The 19,222-nt window shown below is 56.2% G+C and carries 22 protein-coding genes and 2 tRNA genes; 9 read left to right on the forward strand and 15 right to left on the reverse strand.

Annotated features, from left to right (window positions below):
* Nucleotides 1-11: 11 nt before the first annotated feature.
* The 6 genes from IEY47_RS00535 to IEY47_RS00560 form a co-directional block, all read right to left on the reverse strand.
* On the reverse strand, nt 12-875 hold the full coding sequence (locus IEY47_RS00535) for a metal ABC transporter permease (protein WP_188981197.1): 864 nt from the start codon (nt 873-875) through the stop codon (nt 12-14).
* Entirely contained in the window at nt 872-1,729 is an 858-nt protein-coding gene (locus IEY47_RS00540) for a metal ABC transporter permease (RefSeq protein WP_188981198.1), read from the reverse strand. Before IEY47_RS00540 ends, IEY47_RS00535 begins: the two co-directional genes overlap by 4 nt.
* Nucleotides 1,729-2,619 (reverse strand): manganese/iron ABC transporter ATP-binding protein, encoded by an 891-nt coding sequence (locus IEY47_RS00545; protein WP_188981199.1) that lies wholly within the window; start codon nt 2,617-2,619, stop codon nt 1,729-1,731. Before IEY47_RS00545 ends, IEY47_RS00540 begins: the two co-directional genes overlap by 1 nt.
* Nucleotides 2,603-3,517: a metal ABC transporter substrate-binding protein gene (locus tag IEY47_RS00550; RefSeq protein ID WP_188981200.1), complete on the reverse strand. Its 915-nt coding sequence runs from the start codon at nt 3,515-3,517 to the stop codon at nt 2,603-2,605. Before IEY47_RS00550 ends, IEY47_RS00545 begins: the two co-directional genes overlap by 17 nt.
* 379 nt (nt 3,518-3,896) lie before the next feature.
* Nucleotides 3,897-3,972, reverse strand: a tRNA-Gly gene (locus IEY47_RS00555).
* Nucleotide 3,973: 1 nt separating this feature from the next.
* Nucleotides 3,974-4,049: transfer RNA gene (locus tag IEY47_RS00560), tRNA-Glu, on the reverse strand.
* A 325-nt stretch (nt 4,050-4,374) separates the two neighbouring features.
* Between IEY47_RS00560 and IEY47_RS00565 the strand changes: the two genes are divergently transcribed.
* The gene (locus IEY47_RS00565) at nt 4,375-5,142 is read left to right on the forward strand and encodes a hypothetical protein (RefSeq protein WP_188981201.1); all 768 of its coding nucleotides are present in this window, start codon (nt 4,375-4,377) and stop codon (nt 5,140-5,142) included.
* Here the strand turns inward: IEY47_RS00565 and msrC are convergent.
* Entirely contained in the window at nt 5,133-5,639 is a 507-nt protein-coding gene (msrC, locus tag IEY47_RS00570) for a free L-methionine (R)-S-oxide reductase MsrC (protein WP_188981202.1), read from the reverse strand. The genes IEY47_RS00565 and msrC overlap by 10 nt on opposite strands.
* The gene (locus IEY47_RS00575; RefSeq protein ID WP_188981203.1) at nt 5,636-6,526 is read right to left on the reverse strand and encodes an ATP-binding protein; all 891 of its coding nucleotides are present in this window, start codon (nt 6,524-6,526) and stop codon (nt 5,636-5,638) included. Before IEY47_RS00575 ends, msrC begins: the two co-directional genes overlap by 4 nt.
* Before the next feature lie 99 nt (nt 6,527-6,625).
* Here IEY47_RS00575 and IEY47_RS00580 point away from each other — a divergent pair, with 99 nt between their 5' ends.
* The gene (locus tag IEY47_RS00580; protein ID WP_188981204.1) at nt 6,626-8,959 is read left to right on the forward strand and encodes a hybrid sensor histidine kinase/response regulator; all 2,334 of its coding nucleotides are present in this window, start codon (nt 6,626-6,628) and stop codon (nt 8,957-8,959) included.
* Between the two features lie 60 nt (nt 8,960-9,019).
* Here the strand turns inward: IEY47_RS00580 and IEY47_RS00585 are convergent, their stop codons facing one another.
* On the reverse strand, nt 9,020-9,496 hold the full coding sequence (locus IEY47_RS00585) for a glutathione peroxidase (RefSeq protein ID WP_188981758.1): 477 nt from the start codon (nt 9,494-9,496) through the stop codon (nt 9,020-9,022).
* Nucleotides 9,497-9,521: 25 nt separating this feature from the next.
* A complete protein-coding gene (msrB, locus tag IEY47_RS00590) occupies nt 9,522-9,917 on the reverse strand; it encodes a peptide-methionine (R)-S-oxide reductase MsrB (RefSeq protein ID WP_188981205.1) in 396 nt (131 codons plus the stop codon).
* 224 nt (nt 9,918-10,141) lie between these two features.
* On the opposite strand from msrB, the gene IEY47_RS00595 reads away from it, so the two are divergent.
* From IEY47_RS00595 to IEY47_RS00610, 4 genes are all read left to right on the forward strand, one after another.
* Nucleotides 10,142-11,353, forward strand: coding sequence for a pyridoxal phosphate-dependent aminotransferase (locus IEY47_RS00595; RefSeq protein ID WP_188981206.1), 1,212 nt, complete (start codon nt 10,142-10,144; stop codon nt 11,351-11,353).
* Nucleotides 11,354-11,375: 22 nt separating this feature from the next.
* A complete protein-coding gene (locus IEY47_RS00600; RefSeq protein ID WP_188981207.1) occupies nt 11,376-11,828 on the forward strand; it encodes a hypothetical protein in 453 nt (150 codons plus the stop codon).
* 112 nt (nt 11,829-11,940) lie between these two features.
* Complete coding sequence (htpX, locus tag IEY47_RS00605) at nt 11,941-12,813, forward strand: protease HtpX (protein ID WP_188981208.1); 873 nt, start codon at nt 11,941-11,943, stop codon at nt 12,811-12,813.
* A 91-nt stretch (nt 12,814-12,904) separates the two neighbouring features.
* Complete coding sequence (locus IEY47_RS00610) at nt 12,905-13,540, forward strand: DUF2959 family protein (protein ID WP_188981209.1); 636 nt, start codon at nt 12,905-12,907, stop codon at nt 13,538-13,540.
* A gap of 13 nt (nt 13,541-13,553) precedes the next feature.
* Here the strand turns inward: IEY47_RS00610 and IEY47_RS00615 are convergent, their stop codons facing one another.
* Nucleotides 13,554-14,216 (reverse strand): thiopurine S-methyltransferase, encoded by a 663-nt coding sequence (locus IEY47_RS00615; protein WP_188981759.1) that lies wholly within the window; start codon nt 14,214-14,216, stop codon nt 13,554-13,556.
* A 100-nt stretch (nt 14,217-14,316) separates the two neighbouring features.
* On the opposite strand from IEY47_RS00615, the gene IEY47_RS00620 reads away from it, so the two are divergent.
* Nucleotides 14,317-15,084 carry a DODA-type extradiol aromatic ring-opening family dioxygenase gene (locus IEY47_RS00620; RefSeq protein ID WP_188981210.1) on the forward strand — a complete coding sequence of 256 codons (768 nt, stop codon included), beginning with the start codon at nt 14,317-14,319 and terminating at the stop codon, nt 15,082-15,084.
* A gap of 121 nt (nt 15,085-15,205) precedes the next feature.
* Here the strand turns inward: IEY47_RS00620 and IEY47_RS00625 are convergent, their stop codons facing one another.
* On the reverse strand, nt 15,206-15,547 hold the full coding sequence (locus IEY47_RS00625) for a ribonuclease E inhibitor RraB (protein ID WP_188981211.1): 342 nt from the start codon (nt 15,545-15,547) through the stop codon (nt 15,206-15,208).
* A gap of 278 nt (nt 15,548-15,825) precedes the next feature.
* On the opposite strand from IEY47_RS00625, the gene IEY47_RS00630 reads away from it, so the two are divergent.
* Nucleotides 15,826-16,716, forward strand: coding sequence for a DNA-3-methyladenine glycosylase family protein (locus IEY47_RS00630; protein ID WP_188981212.1), 891 nt, complete (start codon nt 15,826-15,828; stop codon nt 16,714-16,716).
* Nucleotides 16,717-16,734: 18 nt separating this feature from the next.
* Entirely contained in the window at nt 16,735-17,226 is a 492-nt protein-coding gene (locus IEY47_RS00635) for a methylated-DNA--[protein]-cysteine S-methyltransferase (RefSeq protein WP_188981213.1), read from the forward strand.
* A gap of 45 nt (nt 17,227-17,271) precedes the next feature.
* On the opposite strand, the gene IEY47_RS00640 is transcribed toward IEY47_RS00635, so the two are convergent.
* From IEY47_RS00640 to ihfB, 3 genes are all read right to left on the reverse strand, one after another.
* Nucleotides 17,272-17,943: a DNA-3-methyladenine glycosylase I gene (locus IEY47_RS00640; protein ID WP_188981214.1), complete on the reverse strand. Its 672-nt coding sequence runs from the start codon at nt 17,941-17,943 to the stop codon at nt 17,272-17,274.
* Nucleotides 17,944-18,195: 252 nt separating this feature from the next.
* Nucleotides 18,196-18,504 carry a ComEA family DNA-binding protein gene (locus IEY47_RS00645; RefSeq protein WP_188981215.1) on the reverse strand — a complete coding sequence of 103 codons (309 nt, stop codon included), beginning with the start codon at nt 18,502-18,504 and terminating at the stop codon, nt 18,196-18,198.
* Nucleotides 18,505-18,705: 201 nt separating this feature from the next.
* Nucleotides 18,706-18,990: an integration host factor subunit beta gene (gene ihfB, locus IEY47_RS00650; RefSeq protein WP_188981216.1), complete on the reverse strand. Its 285-nt coding sequence runs from the start codon at nt 18,988-18,990 to the stop codon at nt 18,706-18,708.
* Nucleotides 18,991-19,222 lie beyond the last annotated feature (232 nt).

The following is a 19,222-nucleotide window of genomic DNA, read 5'->3' on the forward strand; positions in this document are numbered from 1 at the left end:
CCGGCGTAGCGCTAACGCTCGCCGGAAGCTGAAAGCTCGTTCTTCTCCCCCCGTTCGGCCCGTGCGTTTCTGCGCACGGTGTAGCCGAACGCCAGGATGAAGGCGATGGAGAGCAACAGAACGATTGTCGGTGCCGGCGCACTGTCGATGAAGAAAGATAAGTAGACGCCGAGAAAGGCGGCGACCATCGCAATCAGCACCGACAGCAGCAGCATATGGCTGAACCTGCGGGTCAGCAGGAAGACAATTGCCCCAGGCGCGATGAGCATTGCCACCGACAGGATGACGCCCACTGCTTGTAGCGCGCCGACGATGGTCAACGAAATCAGGCACAGCAGGCCGTAATGCAGCCATCTAACGGCAAGCCCGATCGCTTTTGCCTGCGCCGGATCGAAGGCGTGCAAGAGTAGATCGCGCCATTTGATTGCGATCATGGCAGCCACGACGAGCGCGATGACGCCCGACTGCACGATATCAGCGCCATTCACCCCCAACATGTCGCCGAATAGAATGTGGTCCAGATGGACTTCTGCCTGGATCTTCACATAAAGCACCAGGCCCAATCCGAACATTCCCGCGAACACCACGCCCATTACCGTGTCCTGCTTGACCCGGCTGTTTTCCTTGAGAAAGCCCGAGGCCAAGGCACAGAACATGCCCGCGATGAACGCCCCGATCGCATAGGGAAAGCCGACGATATAGGCGATCACGACGCCTGGAAACACCGCGTGGGAGATGGCGTCCCCCATGAGCGACCATCCCTTGAGAACCAGAAAGCAGGACAGCAGCGCCATGGGTATGGCCACCAGCACAGCGATGACAAGCGCGTTGACCATGAAGTCGAACTGGAACGGCATCAGCAACAGATCGATCATGACGCGCTCCCCACCACTCGCGCGGCACGACGGCGGGCGGCGAGCATGCCGTGCTTCGGCGCGAGGAAGAAGGTCAGCAGGAAAATCGACGTCTGCAGAACGACGATGATCCCACCGGTCGCGCCATCGAGAAAATAGCTGATGTACGCGCCGACAAAGCTGGTGAGCGTACCTATCGCGACGGCCACCATGAGCAATCGAGGAAAACGATCGCACAGCAGATAGGCGGTGGCGCCCGGCGTTACCACCATGCAGATCACCAGGAACGCACCCACGGTCTGCAACGCCGCGACCGTGGAGGCGGACAGCAAGGTGAAAAAGACAACCTTCAGCAACGTCGGGTTGAGACCGATCGAGCGAGCATGGTACTCATCGAAAAACGTCACCATCAAGTCCTTCCATTTCACCAGCAATACCGCCAGTGAGACGAAGCCGATAAGCGCCAGCTGCACGATATCCTCAGGTGTGATGGCGAGAATGTTGCCCAGTACGATGGTCTGGATATTCACCGATGTCGGCGAGATCGACACCATGAATAGCCCGAGACCGAAAAAAGCGGAGAAGATCAGGCCAATGATCGCGTCCTCCCGCAGCTTCGTACGCTGATTCAAAAACAGCATTGCGCCCGCAGCCAAGCCACCGGAAAAAAAAGCGCCGATCGCGAACGGCAAGCCGAGCATGTACGCGCCGGCGACGCCTGGCACGATGGCGTGAGAAAGCGCATCGCCAATCAGCGACCAGCCTTTGAGCATCAGGTAGCAGGATAGAAATGCGCAAACGGCGCCAACCAGCGCCGACACCCACATTGCGTTGCGCATGTAGCCGTAGGTAAAGGGTTCCAGCAGCACCTCCATCAACGCTCGTCCCCTTCGTCCGGTTCGGGCGGCCGGGCTGTGGCACGGCCGCCCCGCAGGATTAGCGGGCGTTCGTCATCGGTGATCACGCCGACCGACTGTATCGGCAAGCCTTTACCGTCGCTCAATACGAAGTGGCGCAGCACGCCGCCGAATGCGCGCTCAAGGTTCTTCTGCGTGAAGATGTCTTCTGTCGGTCCATGGGCCAGGATCGTGCCCTTGATAAGGATGGTTCGGTCACAAAATTCGGGAACGCTGCCGAGGTTGTGGGTGGAAACCAACATGACGCGACCTTCATCGCGCAATTCGCGCAAAAGCGCGATGATCTGATCCTCGGTTTTCACGTCGACCCCGGTGAAGGGTTCGTCCAGCAGGATGACGCGACCATCTTGCGCCAGGGCCCGGGCCAAAAAAACCCGCTTCTTCTGCCCCCCTGACAATTCGCCGATCTGTCGGTGACGAAAAGCAAGCATGTCCACTCGCGCCAGCGCCGTATCGACAGCCGCATGATCCGCACGCGACGGACGCCGCAGAAAACCCATGTGACCGTAACGCCCCATCATCACGACATCTTCGACCAGCACGGGGAAATTCCAATCCACCTCTTCGGCTTGCGGCACATAGGCGACCAAGTTTTGCTTGAGCGCCTCGGCTACCGACATACCCAGGATGCGGATATCGCCTTGCGCGAGGCGAAGAAACCCCATGACCGCCTTGAACAAGGTCGACTTGCCGGAACCGTTAACCCCTACCAAGGCGGCGATGGTTCCGGTCGGTATCGTAAAACTGGCATTCCTAAGGGCCGCGTGCCCATTGCGGTAGGTGACCGTGGCGTCCCTGACGTCCAGGCCTACGGCCGAATCAGGTAGCGCATTAACCGTTACCGTCATTCGCCAGCCCCTTCGCAATGGTTTCGGAAGTGACCTTCAGGAGGTCAAGGTAGGTCGGCACAGGTCCCTTCGCGTCGGTCAGTGAGTCGACATACAACACCCCGCCATAGCGTGCACCCGTCTCGCGAGCAACCTGCTTCGCCGGGTCCGCCGAAATAGTGCTTTCAGAAAACACGACGCCGATGTCGTGCTTGCGAACGGCATCAATCACCTTCCGGACCTGTTGGGGAGTACCTTGTTGGTCGGCGTTGATTGGCCAGAGGTACAGTTCCTTAAGGCCGTAGTCTCGCGCCAGATAGGAGAAAGCGCCTTCACTGCTAACCAACCAGCGCTTGGATTCAGGTACACGATCGAGCTCGGCTTTGATAGGCGAGACGACATCGCGGATACGGGCCTTGTAGTTTTCTGCATTGGTCTTGTAGACCTCGGCGTTCTCCGGGTCATGCTCGACCAGAGCATCGCGAATATTGTCCACGTAGATAATCGCGGCGTCTGGCGACATCCATGCATGCGGATTGGGCTTCCCGGAGTACGGTCCTTCGCTAATGCCAATCGGCTCCACCCCTTTCGACACGACGACACTTGGCACTGACTTCAAATTCTGGAAGAACCGCTCGAACCATAACTCCAGGTTCATCCCGTTCCAGAGAATGAGCCTTGCGCCCTGGGCTTTCCTGATATCGCCCGGTGTTGGCTGGTAATTGTGTATTTCGGCGCCGGGTCGCGTGATCGATTCGACGATTGCCGCATCGCCCGCGACGTTGCTAGCAATGTCGGCAATGACAGTGAACGTGGTGACGACTTTGAATTTATCCTGGGCCAACACAGGGCCGGTGAACGCTGCGAGCAAACCGACGAGGCCCGCGGCAAGGGTGATGCGTACCGTTCGGAGATTCATGCGCTTCCTTAGATGATCCAGCATGGTTAGTTGACGACACCTTTATAATCACAAATAAGAGTCATTACCAATCATAGGCAATCTTCGATCTATAAGAATTGTCGCGAAAGACCAGAATGAAGACACCGGGAACGCGCCATCTATTCCCTTTGCAGCCCCATATCTCTATACACGCAAGGATGCTGTAAATCTCTCGCGAGCGTTTGCCTTGTACGCGGTAGGGGGCTACGTACGTTGATACCGGGCATCGGGCAGAAGCGTTTGTGGGGAAATGGAGGGCACCGTCCAAGAACAGACGGCGGAAAACAAAAAAGGCTCCACATCATTCGACGTGGAGCCTCTTTGCTGACCTCGGAATACTTACTCCGAGGTCAAAATTTGGAGCGGGAAACGAGACTCGAACTCGCGACCCCGACCTTGGCAAGGTCGTGCTCTACCAACTGAGCTATTCCCGCGTGGCGTCCCCTAGGGGACTCGAACCCCTGTTACCGCCGTGAAAGGGCGGTGTCCTAGGCCACTAGACGAAGGGGACGTGGCCCGGAACTTCAACAGCTTTTCCGGCTTCCTTCGTTCCGGCTTTCGCCTTCTCGCTGGAAGTGGCGCGCATTCTATGGAGCGCTCCCACCCTCGTCAACCCTAAATTAAACTTTTTTTATCAATGACTTCACGCGTGACAGGAAGCAGACGTCGGTGCTGCATCGGGGCTTGCTGCGTAGCAAAGAAAGCAGGTCGTTCGTCCGCCTATAGAAGACGCGCGTCGTGCCGATAACTTCTCTGCCTACCCCCGCTGTATAACCTTCGACACGTCGTGGCATACAATCTGGCCAAACGCCATCACCCAAAAGGAAACAGGGCAAATGTCCTCAGTCATCATCATGTCGCTTCTCGTTGTCGGCATAGTCGTTCTGATGATGGTCGTGTATGCCAACCATCTCCTCGAAGCGAACAAGCTCGACAAGGCGCGTCAACGGGCAGATTTGACGGACCGGATAAACCGCTGTGCGTCACTGGCCACGGCGCTACCGGGCCAATTCGTTTCGGCCGAACTCAAGCTATTACTGGCGCGGGTCGAACTTTCGCTTTCCCAGCGACTGCAATCGCTGGAAAAGAACAATGCCGCGCTGGCCGAACGTGCGATGGAGTTGACCGCCATGGTCAAGGCGGGCGCGAACAAGATAACGCCCAACCCGCCGCGCCCTATGGACAAAGAAGCGAAGGTGAAGGACCTACGCTTTCAACTCGAAGCGCTGCATGGCCAGCTGGGCCGGGCTGCCCACGATGGCATCATTCCAGCGAATGATGCCAAGGCATGGGTTGAAGAAATCAAGAAAATGCTCGTTCTGGCGCACACCGAGCTGTTCGAAACGGTAGGTCGTCAGGCGTTGCAACAGCAGCAACCACGGCAAGCCCGGTTGGCCTTTGAGCGCGGTGTTCAATACCTTCGCAAGCAGCCCAACCAAGCCCCTTACAAACTCCAGCTGACCAGGCTCGAAGAGTTGCTGGATCATTCGGAAAAGCTGGTTCTCGCTATCGACGCCCCCGAAACCGTCGTCTCCAGCGAACTGACCGACGGCATCAGCACCATCGAAGACGACAGCTGGAAGAAAAAGAACATCTACGATTGATTCGGTGAGGCTCGCTGGCAATCCGTTGCGGCCAAGAAAATTTCCGCTAACCGCTCGATACCTAGCTGGTCGGCGGCGGAGAATCGGCCGACATGAGGGCTGTCCAAATCGAGTACGCCAATGAGCTGTCCATCTTTCAGCAGCGGAACGACCAGCTCGCTATTGGACGCGGCATCGCACGCGATATGACCTGGAAACGCATGGACATCGTCGACTCGCTGCGTCGTCCGGTTTACCGCTGCCGCGCCACAAACGCCCTTACCGAACGGAATCCGGACGCAGGCAACCTTGCCCTGAAAGGGGCCAAGCACCAGTTCGCTCCCGTCATTCAGATAAAAGCCAGCCCAATTCAAACCATCGACTTCATGGAACAGGAATGCCGCAAACTGGGCTGCATTCGCAACGAAATTACGCTCGCCTGCGAGCAATGCGGCCAACTGCGCTTCCAACAGCTCGAACCCGTTCTTGCCGCTGCCCACCTCGTTCAAGTCGATCATTGTTCACGCTCGAGCAGTGCACGCCCCACCCACTGACGGGCGAATTGATAAGCACAGCGGCCGTTCCGGTTTCCTCGCCCAAGCGCCCAGCGGATGGCCTCCTTTTCCAGTGTTTCGTTCCAGCTCCACTCCAGGCCCGCCTTCTGCGCATGCACGTCCACCCAATGCCGCACCACGTCGAGGAACTGGTCTTGCGTGAACGGATAGAACGACAACCACAGGCCAAAACGGTCGGATAACGCGATTTTGTCTTCGACCGCCTCGTTGGGATGCAGCTCGCCGTCCACCATTTGCCAGTTTTCGTTATCGCTTTGCTTTTCTGCCAGCAGGTGCCGCCGGTTCGAGGTCGCGTACAACAAGACGTTGTCCGGTGCTCGCTCCAGTGAGCCATCGAGCACACTCTTCAGCACGCGATAGTCCCCTTCACCGGCATCGAAAGACAGGTCGTCGCAAAACAAGATGAACCGTTGGGGCAAGCGCACGAGGGATTCCACTACTCGCGGTAGATCCGCCAGGTGATCACGCTCGATCTCGATCAGCCTCAAGCCTGCGTGGGCATATCGCGCGAGCAATGCCCGAACGAGGGACGATTTGCCAGTACCGCGCGCGCCCCAGAGCAGCACATGATTCGCCGGCAAGCCGTCGACGAACTGCTGGGTATTGCGAGTGATCTGGTGGCTTTGCGTATCGATACCGTGCAAGTCCGCAAGCTCAAGGTCAAGATCTACGCGCAGCGGCTGGAGATAACCGCCCCGGGCCTCGCGTTGCCAACGGGCCGCGATCTGCTGGTTCCAGTCGATTGCCTCACGCAGCGGCGGAAGCAACGGCTCCAAACGTTCCAACACGCGTTGGGCATGAGTTAAAAACGCATTCAACTGATGATCCAAAATGTTTTCTCCTTCAAGCTCTAGACGCTAACGCACAGGTAGCGGAGGACAGTTCGACGCGACTATGCTTGGCACGCTTAGCCAGGGAGGCGTCAGCACATGGAAATACCCCGCCAGCAACGGCTGTCATTCAAGCAAGCCGGCGTCACCGTATTGGTGGCGTTCCTGCTAGGCGTCCTGCTGAGCGTCATTCAAGTGGGTATCGATTATGCCAGCGAAGACGCGGCCATCAATCATGAAATAGACACCCTCCTCAAGATCACCCATACCCCCGCCGCACGCATCGCCTACAACATCGACGATGAACTGGCACAAGAGTTGGTGCTTGGACTGATCCGTTCGCCGGCGGTACTGAAAGCAGAAATGCTCGACCACAATGGCATTCCATTGGCGTCCACGGCTCGCGAGCCGATCAGTAGCCAGTACCGCTTCATCAGTGACTCACTGTTCGGTGCGAGGCGGGTGTTCTCCGAAGCGTTGCGTGTGGATCATGCGCCTGACGAGCACCTTGGAACCCTCAGCGTTGAAGTCGATACTTATGCTTTCGGTAGCCATTTTCTTAAGCGGGCGCTACTGACACTCGCTAACGGGTTCGTCCGCACATTGTTCCTGTCCCTCATTCTGCTGGTCTTGTTCTACTTCATGCTGACGAAGCCCCTGGTCACCCTGACCCGTGAGCTGGACAGCCGAAACCCGCGCAGTGGCTCTACGCCCCCACTGCCCTGCCCGACTGGACACGAACGCGATGAGATCGGTGTGCTTGTGGATGCGATCAATCGGCAACAGCGCAGCATCGCAGACGAGATGGCGCAACGTCGCGCGGCTGAAGACCGCATAACCCAGCATTTGGCTGAGCTCGAAAGCATCGTGTCAGCACGCACCAAGGAGCTGGAGCAGGCGAACTGGCGCCTGAGTGAATCGAACCGAAATCTTGAAGCGGCCCGACGTACTGCAGAAGACATGGCGCAACAACGTGCGGCGTTCCTGGCGCATATGAGCCATGAGATACGCACACCGTTAAATGGTTTGCTCGGCATGATCGCCTTGTCGCTGGACGCCCCGTTGGATGCGCAACAGCGGCAGCAACTGGAGATCGCCAATGAATCAGGTAAGACGCTGGTCAACCTACTCAATGATTTCCTGGATTTGTCCAAATTCGAGGCGCGGCAATACGAGCTCGAACACATTCCCTTCGATCTAGGCGCCCTGATCGAGGAAACGGCCAGTCTCTTGTCGCAGAACACGGCGGCGGGCGTCGAGCTGACGTGCCATATCTCGCCCCAGCTACCTGCGAAGGTTCTCGGCGACCCGACGCGTATTCGCCAAATCGTCAGCAATCTGCTCTTCAATGCCCTGAAATTCACCCGCGCAGGTCGCGTGGATGTTTATGCGAAGCCCCAAGCAGGCGGTGTATATCTCAGCGTCTATGACACGGGAATAGGCATCGAGCAGAGCGTCCTGCCCGACCTTTTCCAACCTTTTCGCCAGGCTTCTACGGGCACTACCCGCCAGTTCGGCGGCACAGGATTGGGCCTTGCGCTCACGCGTACGCTATGCGACGCCATGAACGGTGAACTTACCGTCTCGTCGGAATTGGGCGAAGGCAGTCAATTCAGCGTGTGGTTGCCGCTCGAGGCGCACGAGCCGCCGCGCGCGATGGCAGGTCTCGACGGTCAAGCTGTGCTCATCGGCCAGTTGGGCTCCGGGCTGGATGAAATGCTGTCCGCTTGGATACCCAACTGGAACATGACCTATGTGTGTGGCAGTGGGTTGGAGTGGGCGCAAGGACTGCGCCCAGACGTATTCATCGTGAACGACATCAAAACGGCCCGCGCCCTCAGACAATCCACCTCGACGCCGATCATTTTGATCGCGACATATGGCCTGTTCCTGCGTCCCGAGCACGCGAGTGAGATGGGGCACTTCCAGCAGTTGCCGCGCCCTGTCACCAGGGCCGCCTTACACGAAGGTATTGGACATGCGCTCTCGGGGACGTTTGCACCACCGAAAAGAATGGCGCATGCCACCGCTGTAACAGCCCACTCGAAGTGCATCCTGCTCGTCGAAGACAACACGGTAAACCAATTGGTGGCCAAGGCCATGCTCACTCGGCTCGGCTACCAGGTCGCATTGGCGGGCAATGGCCGCGAGGCGATTGCCTACCTCGAAAAGCACGACGTCGATTTGATTTTGATGGACTGCAACATGCCGGTCATGGATGGGTATGAGGCGACGCGCCACATCCGCGCCCAAGAGCGTTGGCAGGCGCTCCCCATCATTGCCTTGACGGCGAACGCCATGCCGAACGAGCGGCAAAGCTGCGAGGACGTGGGCATGAACGACTATCTGGCAAAACCGTTCAATCGGGACGATTTACGCGAACGCATCGAAACCTGGCTTCCCGAACCCGACACGGTCAGCGAGATATCCTGAACGCTCCCTTTCGTACTCGCTTCAAAAAGGCCGACCAGCAACAGAAATGCCCCTGCAGCGCTAGAGCATCGCCTCGATGCGATCGGCAAGCGCTTCTGGTTTCACCATCGGCGAAAAACGAAGGACGCTACCGTCCCGCGTATCGACCAGGAACTTGGTGAAGTTCCAGTTGACGCGGCCGAACCAGCCAGGCGCCCGACGCTTAAGTTCGACGAACAACGGATGCGCAGCATTACCGTTTACGTCGATCTTGCTAAAAAGCGGAAAAGTGACGTTGAAGCGACGCTCGCAAAAGCCCTCTATGGCTGCGTTTGCCCCAGGCTCCTGTTTTCCAAATTGGTTACAGGGAAACGCCAGCACAACCAGGCCTCTCGCCGCGAAGCGCTGCCAGAGCGATTCCAAGCCTGCGTATTGCGGCGTGAATCCACATTCACTGGCGGTGTTGACCACCAGTAGAACCTTGCCGCCGAAATCCCCGAGCGTCATCGCCTTCCCATTGATCCGTTCGCAAGCGATGGCGAACAACGGATCCGACATGCCAGGCCCATCGGAATCTTCGACTTTATTCACTCACTTCCAGCCTCAACGACGCGGAATTGATGCAATACCGGAGTCCGGTCGGCTGCGGACCATCTGGGAACAAGTGGCCGAGATGTGCGTCACAGTGTGCGCATAGCACTTCGACTCGATGCATGTTGTGGCTGTAATCATCCCGTTTCGAGATGGAGGTCTCGTCCACCGGCTGAAAATAACTTGGCCAGCCACTGCCTGAGTCGTACTTGGCGTCCGAATCGAACAGCGGCGCGTCGCAGCATTTGCAATGGTAAACACCCGGCGTCTTGGTGGCGTAGTACTCACCGGTGAACGCACGCTCAGTACCGCCCAAGCGACAGATGTGGAAATCCTGCTCGCTCAACTCTTCGCGCCACGTTTCGGTGTCTTTTTCAACTTTGGACATGATCGATTCTCCAGTCTTGCCTTATCGACAGCTCAACGGCTCGCGGCTGCTTGCGATCCAAAGCACCCCGCAAACCAGCAAAAGGATCGCGCGACCTTTTCGGACGTAGAGGGCGAACGTATGATGCGTGTCTGTCGAAATGAGTCTGTCACTCATCCCCTTCCCTGCCAAGCGTCCGGCGGCCGCTAAGGTCTCCCGCGCCTACCTCGTCTGGAATTTCCGCCATGCAGTTCAGCAAGTCCAACAAGCTCGCCAACGTCTGTTATGACATTCGCGGCCCGGTACTTCGTCATGCCAAGCGTCTGGAGGAAGAAGGCCATCGTGTCCTAAAGCTCAATATTGGCAATCCGGCGCCGTTCGGCTTCGAAGCGCCGGAGGAAATTCTGCTCGACGTCATCCGCAACCTGCCTACAGCCCAAGGGTATAGCGATTCGAAAGGGCTGTTCAGCGCGCGCAAGGCTGTCATGCAGTACTACCAGCAAAAGCAGGTAGATGGCATCGGCATAGAAGATATCTACCTTGGTAACGGCGTCTCCGAACTCATCGTCATGTGCATGCAAGCGCTGCTGAACAATGGCGATGAAGTGCTGATCCCAGCACCCGATTACCCTCTGTGGACCGCCGCCGTGGCCTTGGCAGGCGGCAACCCTGTGCACTACATCTGCGATGAGCAAGCCAATTGGTGGCCGGACCTTGCGGACATCGAAGCCAAGATCACCCCAAATACCAAAGCCATGGTGATCATCAACCCGAACAACCCGACCGGTGCGGTGTACTCCAAAGAAGTACTGCAAGGCATGGTCGACATTGCGCGTAAGCACGGTCTGGTGCTGTTTTCGGACGAGATCTACGACAAGATCCTCTACGACGAAGCCATGCACATTTCCACCGCCGCGCTCGCTCCCGATGTACTCTGCCTGACATTCAACGGGCTGTCCAAATCCTATCGTGTTGCCGGGTTCCGCTCAGGCTGGGTCGCGATCTCCGGCCCCAAGGCGACCGCGCAGAGTTATATCGAAGGGATCGACATTCTGGCCAATATGCGCCTATGCGCGAACGTGCCGGCGCAGCACGCCATACAAACGGCATTAGGCGGTTATCAAAGCATCAACGATCTGGTGCTCCCGCCGGGTCGCCTGCTTGAACAACGCAACCGGACCTGGGAGCTGTTGAACGACATCCCCGGTGTGAGCTGTGTGAAACCAATGGGCGCGCTGTACGCGTTCCCGCGTATCGACCCCAAGGTGTGCCCGATTGCTAACGACGAAAAGTTCGTACTCGATCTGTTGCTGTCGGAAAAATTACTCGTCGTCCAAGGCACCGCGTTCAACTGGCCTTGGCCTGACCACTTCCGTGTAGTCACGCTGCCGCGTGTCGACGATCTGGAAGTGGCCATCGGCCGGATCGGTAATTTCCTCAAGACCTACCGTCAATAAAGCGGCTGCCCGGGACAGGATGATGGATTTGCAGATCGACGATTTCTACAAAGACATCGCCAACGCCCTGCTGACGCTCTACCAGGCGTTTCCTCGGCGAGTTCCCCTTTATGTAGAAGACCTCATCGGCCGAGAGGGGGTCGATGAGTTCGGCCTGCCCAGCAAGCGTCACCTGAGTTGTCTCGGCGCCCTGCTCTGGTTGGCAGACGAACACTACCTCCGGTACGAAGCCCGTATCCACTACGAAGCCATCGACCAGGCCGTGCTGACCGAGAAAAGCCTTGTGCGTTTGACGCGTCTGGTCGGGCTTCCGGAGGCGTCGGAAATGCCAGCCGGCGTGATGCGCATCAAAAGCAGCATGGCGCACCAGATGCGCGAGGCACTTGCCGATCAGAACAGCGAAAGCATTGCTAAAGCTGTCCGCGCGTTTCTGACCGATACCGATCGGGCCCCAATATCCAAGGGCGTTACGTGATGCACCCCCGCTAGAGACATAGTTTGAAATAGTCGCCAGTTGAATAGAACCCGACCGGACCTTATATAGCCGGCATACCCATCGCGTTCAGCCTGTAGGAGATCGCAATTTCATGATGCGCATCGTGTTGTTCCTGGCCACTAACCTGGCGGTACTGGTAATTGCCAGTATTACCTTGAAGTTGCTGGGTGTTGACCGATTCACCGGCCAGAACCATGGCAGCCTCCTGGTCTTCTGTGCGGTGTTCGGTTTCGCAGGTTCTTTCGTCTCGCTATTCCTCTCCAAGTGGATGGCGAAGATGAGCACCGGCACTCAAATCATTACGCAACCGCGCACACGCCATGAGCAGTGGCTTGTCCAGACCGTTCAGGAGCTATCGCGCGAGGCTGGCATCAAGATGCCCGAGGTAGGCATTTTCCCTGCATACGAGTCCAACGCATTCGCCACCGGATGGAACAAGAACGACGCGCTTGTCGCCGTGAGCCAAGGCTTGCTAGAGCGCTTTTCACCGGACGAGGTCCGTGCTGTGCTGGCGCACGAAATCGGCCACGTCGCCAATGGCGACATGGTGACACTCGCATTGGTCCAAGGTGTCGTGAACACCTTCGTCATGTTCTTCGCGCGTATCTTCGGTAATTTTGTTGATAAAGCCATTCTCAAGAACGAAGACGGCCACGGCATCGGCTATTTCGTAGCGACCATCTTCGCCGAGTTGGTATTGGGTATTCTCGCCAGCATCATCGTCATGTGGTTTTCGAGAAAGCGCGAATACCGCGCAGACGAAGCCGGCGCGCAATTGGCGGGTACCAGCGCCATGATCGCGGCGCTGCAACGCCTTCGCGCCGAGCAAGGTGTGCCCGTACAAATGCCGGACAGCCTTCAAGCCTTCGGTATCAACGGCGCGCTTAAGAACGGCCTGGCGGGCCTGTTGATGAGCCACCCGCCTTTGGAAGATCGTATCGAGGCGCTTCGCCGTCGCGGATGATTCGATTGGTGAAATGAAAGAGGGCGGCCATTGTGCCGCCCTCTTTCATTTGCGGTCCAAGCAAACTCGATTCCCATCAGGACCTTCGAACGTGCGTGTATTTCCATACGGTTGCTTACTTATATGTCTAGCGGTGCTCTCCGGCTGTAAAAGCGTCTACTACGATGCCCTCGAACGTACGGGCGTTAGTAAACAGGACCTCTTCGTCGACCGTCTCGAGGACACCAGAAAAGCGCAAACCAATGCCCAAGAACAACTAGAGCGGACAATTCGAAGCTACCGGAGCCTTGCGCTGTTTCGAGCCGGGAATCTGCCCAGTCGCCTGGAGCAATTGAAAGGTGACTACCGTACCAGCGATTTGCGTGCACGAAACATTCGCTACCACCGACAAGGCGTGGAAAACGTCGCGGACGATATGTTCGATGAATGGGAGGACACATCGTCCAGCAATGCGACGTTGAAGCCTGTTCGCACGCGCGACATCGAACGTATGCGCGACGAATACGATGATCTGCACGCGAATTTGCTGAAGGTCGATAACAGACTGTCAACGCTACTGGGCTTGCTGGAAGAGCAGATCTCGGTGCTGGAGCAACGACCGGCACCCATACCGAAAGACCTGAGCAGCGCTGTCGCAGGCATCGATGCCAGGCTTCGTGAGGTCGAGACTTATATCCAGCGTAGCAACGATCAGATCGATCGACTCGTCGGTACGTTACGCGACTGATCGAAATGGACGTTCATTCGTCCGAGCGCGTCAGGCGATAGGCGCGTTCGAGTAAATAGGTCACCCCATGCTGATGGAAGCGCTCGTTGCGGTGAAGCACCTCGTCTTCCTGAAGCAGCTCAACCTGCCAGTGCCGACCAAATAGCCGATGCACTTCGTTATCCGGCACGCAGAATGGCGGGCCGTCTTTTTGCTCCTGCGGATACTCTAAAGACACGAGCAAACCGCGCGAACCGCTCGGCATCAACGATGACAGGTGCTCGGCGTATTGCTCTCGTAGGGGCGGAGGTAACGCAATGAGCGCGGCGCGATCATAAAAGCCAGCGCAATCCGCTGTCCGCAACGATCGAAGGTCGAAGAAATCACCGCACAATAGTCGCAGTGGACCCGCGGAGTACTCGATCAAATTATCCAGAGGCTCGCGCTGCGCAGAGAGCGAATGTTCGCTGAGAAAATCCTCAATGGCCTGCTCGGCCAGTTCGACTCCTAACACGGCGTGCCCTTGCTCTGCCAACCAGAGCATATCCTTGCTCTTTCCGCAAAGGGGAACCAGCACCGTAGAAGACTCAGGTAGCTCGAGCCCGCTCCAATAGCTCTCGAGATATCCGTTTATGCGTTTTTGGTGAAAGCCGATTTCATTGCGTGCCCAGCGCTGGCGCCAGAATGCCGAATCCATGGAAGCTCCTGAAATATCGATAAGTGACGTTGAAAACTTGCGTTGGATCAAATGTGTTTGTCCGTCAAAGATAGCCGGATATCCATCAGGAGCCACGACAGTGTTGCCAAGCCTATTCATTTCTCACGGTTCGCCCATGCTCGCGCTTGAGCCCGGCGATAGCGGCCCGGCGCTAAGACGCCTCGTGTCGACGCTGACGAAACCCCATGCCGTGGTCGTGGTATCGGCTCACTGGGAAACCGACGGCGTCTGCATAGGGGCTTCGAATCACCCTGACACCTGGCACGATTTCCGAGGCTTTCCTGAGCCGCTGTACGCATTGCGATACCCTGCCAACGGGTCGCCGGAAATTGCAGCGACAATTCAGCGTTACCTGACAAACGCCGGGATCCCATCAACGCTGGATCACCAGCGCCCTTTGGATCACGGCGCCTGGGTACCGCTGATGCTCATGTATCCAGAAGCGGACATACCTGTCATCCAAATATCGTTGCCCCGTAGAGGCGGCGCCGAGCTTCAGTTACTTATAGGAGCAGCGATGCGCGAGCTTCGAACTCAGGATGTGCTTCTAATTGGGTCGGGAAGCATCACGCACAATTTGGCCGAATTGGATTGGCGAGAAACTGGTACTGGGGTTCCGCATTGGGCGCAAGCATTTCGTGACTGGATAGTAGAGAAGAGTTATGCCAACGATCGCAACGCGTTGACGCACTACCGCTCACTCGCACCGCACGCCTTGCAAAGCCACCCAAGCGAAGAGCACCTTCTGCCATTCCATTTCGCATTAGGCGCCGGTGAGATGTTCGAAGTGGTACACGCTGGTTTCACGCACGGAGCACTAGGCATGGACATCTATCGCTTCGACTAGCTAAGGGCATCTTGTCCTAAAAATTTTTGATAGATCGCCAGCGACGCGGTTCGAGAAAAAGAAAAGAGACCCGGCTCGTCTTTCGCCAGGGCATTGACGCAATACTGCTCCGCCCTAACGGCTAACTGTCGGGCTCGTCGATTTCCTGCGTTACGCCCCAGCCATCCAACACGCCACCCAAAGGCTCGACGACCGACTCCATATCCTGTTCAAAATCGTCGATGCCCACCCGCGTGGCATACATCACCTTACTGACCTGCAGATGCCAGCTGCAGTCTTCACGCTCGAGCACCTGGGCGTTCATGGATTCACCACGAAAGCGGGTGGCTGCTTTCCGTGCACAGTGCTCATCGGGAAAAATTGCGAAAAATTCGATTGGATGCACGCGAGCGAAGTCGAAGCCCCCCTCTTTCATCCGCCGCAATACGGTCATACTGACGTCATCTTGGAAGGTTGCGCTCATGGAACTCCCCTCTTTCAAGCGATGGAAAAAGGTGTCTCTATTGTTTAGGTCGCGTGGTGTTGTCGCGGTTCCTCCTGCATCTAATTGCCGATGCCTTTTAGATGTATTACCTAAAGCCAGAGTAGCTCCCAATCCCTACCACCGCCTTGCCGGATATCGCAAAGCCGTTTCTCAGGCAGCTAGCGAGCCCGCGGCTCGACGCCTTCTAAGAGGCGAGTATCTTGTTTGAAAGCGGAAACGGGAGGACAGCAACTGCCTCTAACGGATAACCTCATACGATGAGCTCACACCAATATTCATCGCATTCGCTTGCTTATCACCCACCGCTGGACTGGCGCCAGTTCGAGTCTTTTTTTGCCCTTCGACTATTACCCGGCGCTGAGCAGATCAGCGCACGCAGCTATCTGCGTATTTTTCGCCACAATGGGCAGGTGAGCTGGTTTTCGGTGCATCCTGCTGAAGATCGGAACGCGCTCGAGTTACGTATCTACAACGGTCACTCGGCAATCGTCTCTTGGCTGGTACCCAGGGTTAGGCACATGTTCGACCTTGACCTGACTCCTGGAACGATCAATGAGCATTTTTCCCATGACAACGATTTAAAGGTATTGGCGCGCCTGGTTCCCGGATTGAGATTACCAGCCGCGTTCGATCCGTTCGAACAGGCGGTACGCGCAATCATTGGCCAACAGATAAGCGTAAAAGCAGCCGTCACGATCACTGGCCGCATCGTTGAACGCTTGGGAGAGATGGTTAGCGGCTGCCAACCCGACATGCCATGCAGGTTGTTTCCCACGCCCGATGCCATCGCAGACGACGAGCTGCTCGAGATAGGGATACCTGGAAAGCGCGTCGCCGCATTGCGAGGCTTCGCCCATGCCGTTGCCCAAGGCCGGATAAGTCTGGGAAGCCATCGAACGGCTGATGAGCTTGTGAACGAACTGCTGATGCTGCCAGGGATAGGGCCGTGGACTGCGCAATATATCGCGCTTCGGGCGTTTGGCGAGAAGGATGCCTTTCCAGCGTCCGATTTAGGCCTCTTGAAAGCGCCCCTATGGGGCGAGAATGGCATCAGTGTAAATGAACTCAAAGCTAAAGCAGAGCAATGGAGACCTTATCGGGCCTACGCCGCCCTGCTCCTCTGGCATAACTACACAGTGGCACCCTAGCAGCCTGAGGGCTTCGATATGTTTTATGACTATTACGACAGCCCAATCGGCTGCCTTCGTTTGATGAATGACGGCCAAGGGCTGAGTGAGCTTAAAAAGGTACTGCCGAATTCTGCGGAACCTACAACGCCGGAAGCACGGAACCCTCCGCTATTCACCGAGGTTCATAGCCAACTCGATGAGTATTTCGCCGGAAGCCGGACGTCATTTGCTTTGAAGCTCAGCTTGAAGGGGACTGCATTTCAGTTGTCGGTATGGCGTGCGCTGATGGACATACCGTTTGGACAAACGACGACCTACAGCGAGATTGCACGACGCATCCAAAACCCACTTTCGGTCAGAGCCGTCGGTGCCGCGAACGGCGCGAACCCGATATGTATCGTCGTACCGTGCCATCGTGTGATCGGTCGTGACGGAAGCCTAACGGGTTACGCAGGTGGGCTTTCAGCAAAAGCCACATTGCTCAGGCTTGAAGGCTTCTGTCCCCACGAACAGTTATCTTTAACCTAGCCATACCGGACATACGCCCACCGGGGCGCATGGCGAGCCAACATCTTAGTGATTGACTGTATGTGCAAGCATCACGGAGAGCTGGCACAACGGTCGCTTACTTTCTTCGTGCCAGGCATTGAATGCCTCTTGCGTTGCGCGCAAGAGCTTTTGACTCGTGGGTGCTTTATCGATAATGCCCTGCGCCTTGAGCGCGACCACAACGTCTTCGGTAAGCACGTATGTGTCCTTCCCAGCCATGCGCAAGAAACGCGGTGCTGATAAGCCACCTAGCTGGTCGCCGCGCTTCACTAATAATCGCCAAAGCCCGGTGATATCGTCTGCCGGCCAGGCCGCAATGAGCTCAGCGAAACTTCCGTGGCTATGGCGTATTTCCATCATTAATTGCGCGTTACGCGGTACGCTTTTGAGTTTCGCCAAATGCCGGATCAAGCGCTCATTCTGCATTAGCCGCTCAAGATGCTCAGCGCTCATTAATGCCACCTTCTCAGGATCAAACCCGAAAAACGCTTCTTCGAATGCGGGCCATTTCGAGTCGACTACGCTGTGCTTAAGGCCAGCCCTGAAAATGCGCAAGCTCATTAGCGAGAGATAACGATTGTCCGGAATACCTAACAACTCTTCTGAAGTCTTTGGCTTCGGCAAAAGTCGCTCGAGGCTTTCCGCGGATCCGAAGCGGTTCAAACAATATTCGTGTAGCCACTTATAGTCGTGCATATGGACGTCACCGGAATTACGAAATCTCTACCAAGCAGACATTATCGCCAGTAGAGAGGTTCATGCGGTAGCGCGTTCATAGAAAGGGGTTAACCACGAATATAATAATGCTCACTCAAATAAAGTCCGCCGAATGAGGGAACGGCCGTGCAGGCAATCACGAGCATGGCTCGTTCCCAATGGGCTATCAATCAGTTTTAAGTCAGCAGCACCAAATGTTTAGATTGGCTCATTGTATTAGATGAGGACCTATCAGATCGTGATCTTCGTTTTATTCTTTTCGAGAGTCGACGCGCCTATGCCTTTGACTTCGAGAAGTTCATCGATATTTTGGAAAGGCCCATGCTCGTCACGGTAATCAACGATCGCTTTAGCTTTCGAGGCGCCAATGCCGGAGAGTTCGCGTGTTAGTGTTTCAGCATCGGCCTCGTTGATATTCACTTGAATGATCGCTTGCTCAGCAGCGGTCGAAACAGCAGCCGATGAAGACTCATTAGCAAATGTAGCGACAGAAGTAGAGGCAATGAGTGCAAAGAATGCTGCGGATAGATACTTACGCATATTAGTCCCTTAATAGTTTGTGTTGTACGGCATACTTGCCGTCCACCCAAAGTAAGGTTTTTAAGCGAAAGCGCAAAGGAAAATTGTGGGTTTCAATCAATAGCGTGATAGGAACCACGAAGAGGATGTGCGCGGAAACGCAAAACGTTTGTCACAGCAGGCACGAGCGATTCGATACTAAGCGCATCAAATGAATAGCGATTATTCCTCTTCGTTAACTCGGTCACGCAGCTCCTTGCCGGGCTTGAAGTGTGGAACGAACTTCCCGTCTAACCGGACTGAATCTCCGGTTTTGGGGTTTCGCCCAACTCGTGGTGCACGGTAATGCAGCGAAAAACTTCCAAAACCCCGAATCTCTATTCGGTCACCAGTCGCCAACGCCTGCGACATCTGCTCTAGCATGGTTTTGATGGCCAGCTCGACATCCCTCGCCGAAAGCTGCCCTTGGTGAGTCACAATACGCTCGATCAATTCCGACTTGGTCATGGATTTCCCTTCTTTTTCAAGTGGCTAGAGCAATCTAAGCTGGTTTTAGCACGCCCGCTTCGTTTTGGATAGCCCTTGAATGGAAGTCCATATTTCCACTTCATCTACACTGCTGCCCTCGATCTGAAGCATCGCGCTCGATCACGCATGGCGCATAACAGTACGATTACTGAAAAGCAGGCAAAGAAAAAGGCGACCAATTGGTCGCCTTTTTCGGATGGTGTATCAGAAC

Origin of the sequence: Pseudomonas matsuisoli, from assembly GCF_014647635.1 — a bacterium.
In the GTDB taxonomy this organism is placed as follows: domain Bacteria; phylum Pseudomonadota; class Gammaproteobacteria; order Pseudomonadales; family Pseudomonadaceae; genus Pseudomonas_P; species Pseudomonas_P matsuisoli.

Coding starts and splice junctions, on each gene's coding strand:
- IEY47_RS00535 (WP_188981197.1), bottom strand. CDS start 875: ATGATCGATCTGTTGCTGATGCCGTTCCAGTTCGACTTCATGGTCAAC.
- IEY47_RS00540 (WP_188981198.1), bottom strand. CDS start 1,729: ATGGAGGTGCTGCTGGAACCCTTTACCTACGGCTACATGCGCAACGCA.
- IEY47_RS00545 (WP_188981199.1), bottom strand. CDS start 2,619: ATGACGGTAACGGTTAATGCGCTACCTGATTCGGCCGTAGGCCTGGAC.
- IEY47_RS00550 (WP_188981200.1), bottom strand. CDS start 3,517: ATGAATCTCCGAACGGTACGCATCACCCTTGCCGCGGGCCTCGTCGGT.
- IEY47_RS00565 (WP_188981201.1), top strand. CDS start 4,375: ATGTCCTCAGTCATCATCATGTCGCTTCTCGTTGTCGGCATAGTCGTT.
- msrC (WP_188981202.1), bottom strand. CDS start 5,639: ATGATCGACTTGAACGAGGTGGGCAGCGGCAAGAACGGGTTCGAGCTG.
- IEY47_RS00580 (WP_188981204.1), top strand. CDS start 6,626: ATGGAAATACCCCGCCAGCAACGGCTGTCATTCAAGCAAGCCGGCGTC.
- IEY47_RS00585 (WP_188981758.1), bottom strand. CDS start 9,496: ATGTCGGATCCGTTGTTCGCCATCGCTTGCGAACGGATCAATGGGAAG.
- msrB (WP_188981205.1), bottom strand. CDS start 9,917: ATGTCCAAAGTTGAAAAAGACACCGAAACGTGGCGCGAAGAGTTGAGC.
- IEY47_RS00595 (WP_188981206.1), top strand. CDS start 10,142: ATGCAGTTCAGCAAGTCCAACAAGCTCGCCAACGTCTGTTATGACATT.
- IEY47_RS00600 (WP_188981207.1), top strand. CDS start 11,376: ATGGATTTGCAGATCGACGATTTCTACAAAGACATCGCCAACGCCCTG.
- htpX (WP_188981208.1), top strand. CDS start 11,941: ATGATGCGCATCGTGTTGTTCCTGGCCACTAACCTGGCGGTACTGGTA.
- IEY47_RS00615 (WP_188981759.1), bottom strand. CDS start 14,216: ATGGATTCGGCATTCTGGCGCCAGCGCTGGGCACGCAATGAAATCGGC.
- IEY47_RS00625 (WP_188981211.1), bottom strand. CDS start 15,547: ATGAGCGCAACCTTCCAAGATGACGTCAGTATGACCGTATTGCGGCGG.
- IEY47_RS00630 (WP_188981212.1), top strand. CDS start 15,826: ATGAGCTCACACCAATATTCATCGCATTCGCTTGCTTATCACCCACCG.
- IEY47_RS00635 (WP_188981213.1), top strand. CDS start 16,735: ATGTTTTATGACTATTACGACAGCCCAATCGGCTGCCTTCGTTTGATG.
- IEY47_RS00640 (WP_188981214.1), bottom strand. CDS start 17,943: ATGCACGACTATAAGTGGCTACACGAATATTGTTTGAACCGCTTCGGA.
- IEY47_RS00645 (WP_188981215.1), bottom strand. CDS start 18,504: ATGCGTAAGTATCTATCCGCAGCATTCTTTGCACTCATTGCCTCTACT.
- ihfB (WP_188981216.1), bottom strand. CDS start 18,990: ATGACCAAGTCGGAATTGATCGAGCGTATTGTGACTCACCAAGGGCAG.